Origin of the sequence: uncultured Roseibium sp. (assembly GCF_947499295.1) — a bacterium.
Classification (GTDB): domain Bacteria; phylum Pseudomonadota; class Alphaproteobacteria; order Rhizobiales; family Stappiaceae; genus Roseibium.
In genome coordinates this window covers 1-2,018 of the sequence record NZ_CANMNP010000082.1, presented here as the reverse complement: position 1 = coordinate 2,018, position 2,018 = coordinate 1, and the positions used below count along the sequence as shown (strand labels likewise).

The window sequence follows — 2,018 nt, the reverse complement described above, 5'->3', positions numbered from 1 at the left end:
ACAGAAACCGCTGCGCTTGGCGAGGCTATTTAAACCGGCCAAAGATCTTCTCCCGTTTGCGTGTCGGGCGGTGGGAACGGCGGAAACCAATTATTGGGGGCAGGTCCTTGCGAACAGCGCGCCCAATCGGACGGAGGCAACCTCGAAGGCGTTTCCATCGGACTCATCCAGTCAGCTTGTTCTATGGTTCAGACTGAAACTGTCGCCCGGTTCAAATCCTGGGCCGATTTGTGTGCCGCGGCGGACCATCTGCGGATCCTCATCGGCCTCAGTGAGGCCGGGCATACCCAGGCCGTGCTGCGCCATGGAAAACACCTGCCGTCCGCGTGCCTCGCCGTTGTTGCCGAAAAGGCCCTGCGCGAACCTAAATTGATCGTCTCGCCTGGAGGATATTTCCGCGCAATGATCGACAGGGCGTCCGACCACAGGCTAAACCTGAAGAAATCCCTCTTTGGCCTGGCACATTCCTGAAAACCATCGCCTGACCTTTAAAAGTAAGACATGCCCAGTTCGACTGAAGACAACGAGTTCGCTGCCTCCCTGCCCGCCAAGACAAGATCGAGTGTCAATTCGGCGAAGAAGACCCTGAGGCTCTTTCCGGCAGGGCCCGCGAAATCTGATCCTGCCAAGGCTTCGCCAAAAGCCGAAAGCTGCAATACGCCGGAACAGACGTTGCTTTCTACGGTCACGGAGCCGCAAAAGGCGACTTCAAAGCGCGATCGTAAAAAACAGGACCGGCGCTTTCTCAGCCCAAAGTTCAAGACCAGGTTCCTCAATCAAATGACCGAGTCCCTGGGGATCAGTAAGATAGAAAACCTGCCCAAGATCTTCCTCGCCAAAAGGGTGTGGCCTATGAAAATCGGAGTGGCCGACGATCTCCTCGCCCGCTACCCCAATGCCCAGGATCGGAAGATCGTCAAAAAAGCCCTGAGTGCCCTGGTAAAAACACTCACCTACTCCAACGCTGTTATCGAAGAAGACCGGCGATACGATCTCGATCTCAATCCTGTTTATGACAAAACCGGGGAGATCACAGATCAAAGCCGGGCTGATGCTCAGAACAATATCAAATGCGCTTTGGACAAAATCAGGAAAAGAAAAATGCAAGGGAGCGCGCAATGAACGCATTTGACACCGCAAGATCAGCAGTCTCGGCCGAGCTTCCGGAAATCTCCGCCGCCAGGGCGATCCTCACCGCCCTCAATCTGATCCTGGGTATAGCGCGACAATCCCTCAGGCTTCCATTGCAACCAAGCACTTTGGTTGGGCCGCAAAGAAACTCAGAACCTGGCTACGCCGCAATCGCCTGCGAAAAACACCCCTCCTCCTGACGGGTCTGCCCCATGAGCCTGGAATACCGATTTCGCGAAATCCAAACCAATTGTGTGAACTTCTGACATCGACGCCTCCAAATAGGATTAAAACAAACTAACCTTGGCACATCTGAGCCAGCGGCGGGCGTCTACATCATCAGGCCCACGAAAATTGCCCCCAATTCCTGTGGGACCTCGCGTACCTTTATGCCAACGGACCCGACACCGCAAATAGGCGGCGCCGTAAACTTCACCATAAAATTGTACAATTTGGCTACTTCAAGTAAAAGTTTTGAATAAATATGACCATACTATTTTGATATCTAATTTCAACTTGATGTACATATCTAAGTTGATTGGGTTGCTATGAATAGTTCTCACTCTTTGAATCTCAACGATCTTATTCAAGATCACAATGATCATTATCCAGGCCGTGCTGAGGGCTCGGACGGCTTCCGGCTCAAAAACGAAACGGTAGCCCCGGTTCAACTTGAAAATGGCGGAACAACAAAGCTGGAGAGGGTTATCGCTGCCCTGACCAATGGTATCCAAGACGCATCAGGAAAAAATAGCACGGGCACACCCCATGTTGCCAGCGCCCTCCGTGCGCAAGGCGAGAGTTCCATTGCTGTTTTTTGGAAGGATGTAATTTCCCTGGCAAAGTCGATAGAGGGCGGCAGGATCCCGGTCTACGGCGAAAACCGG

4 protein-coding genes and 2 pseudogenes are annotated in these 2,018 nt (G+C 52.8%); 3 read left to right on the top strand and 3 right to left on the bottom strand.

Translation table 11 applies throughout. From position 1 onward, the window contains the following. Nucleotides 1-28: 28 nt before the first annotated feature. Nucleotides 29-136: pseudogene (locus Q0835_RS29715) on the bottom strand (IS6 family transposase); the annotation flags it as partial. Between Q0835_RS29715 and repC the strand changes: the two are divergent. Then, the gene (gene repC / locus Q0835_RS29710; protein WP_298967074.1) at nt 94-471 is read left to right on the top strand and encodes a replication initiation protein RepC; all 378 of its coding nucleotides are present in this window, start codon (nt 94-96) and stop codon (nt 469-471) included. The pseudogene Q0835_RS29715 and the gene repC overlap by 43 nt on opposite strands. 17 nt (nt 472-488) lie before the next feature. Here the strand turns inward: repC and Q0835_RS29705 are convergent, their stop codons facing one another. Then, nucleotides 489-689: a hypothetical protein gene (locus Q0835_RS29705; RefSeq protein ID WP_298967071.1), complete on the bottom strand. Its 201-nt coding sequence runs from the start codon at nt 687-689 to the stop codon at nt 489-491. 91 nt (nt 690-780) lie between these two features. Between Q0835_RS29705 and Q0835_RS29700 the strand changes: the two genes are divergently transcribed. Then, the gene (locus Q0835_RS29700) at nt 781-1,122 is read left to right on the top strand and encodes a ProQ/FINO family protein (RefSeq protein ID WP_298967068.1); all 342 of its coding nucleotides are present in this window, start codon (nt 781-783) and stop codon (nt 1,120-1,122) included. Nucleotides 1,123-1,236: 114 nt separating this feature from the next. On the opposite strand, the pseudogene Q0835_RS29695 reads toward Q0835_RS29700, so the two are convergent. Further along, nucleotides 1,237-1,400, bottom strand: a pseudogene (locus Q0835_RS29695) (IS110 family transposase); the annotation flags it as partial. 279 nt (nt 1,401-1,679) lie between these two features. On the opposite strand from Q0835_RS29695, the gene Q0835_RS29690 reads away from it, so the two are divergent. Then, nucleotides 1,680-2,018, top strand: a 339-nt coding sequence (locus Q0835_RS29690; protein WP_298967066.1) for a hypothetical protein, incomplete at its 3' end; no start/stop codon positions are given.

Bases quoted from the DNA above. Each gene is read 5' to 3' on its own strand.
- Q0835_RS29700 (WP_298967068.1), top strand. From the start codon at position 781: ATGACCGAGTCCCTGGGGATCAGTAAGATAGAAAACCTGCCCAAGATC.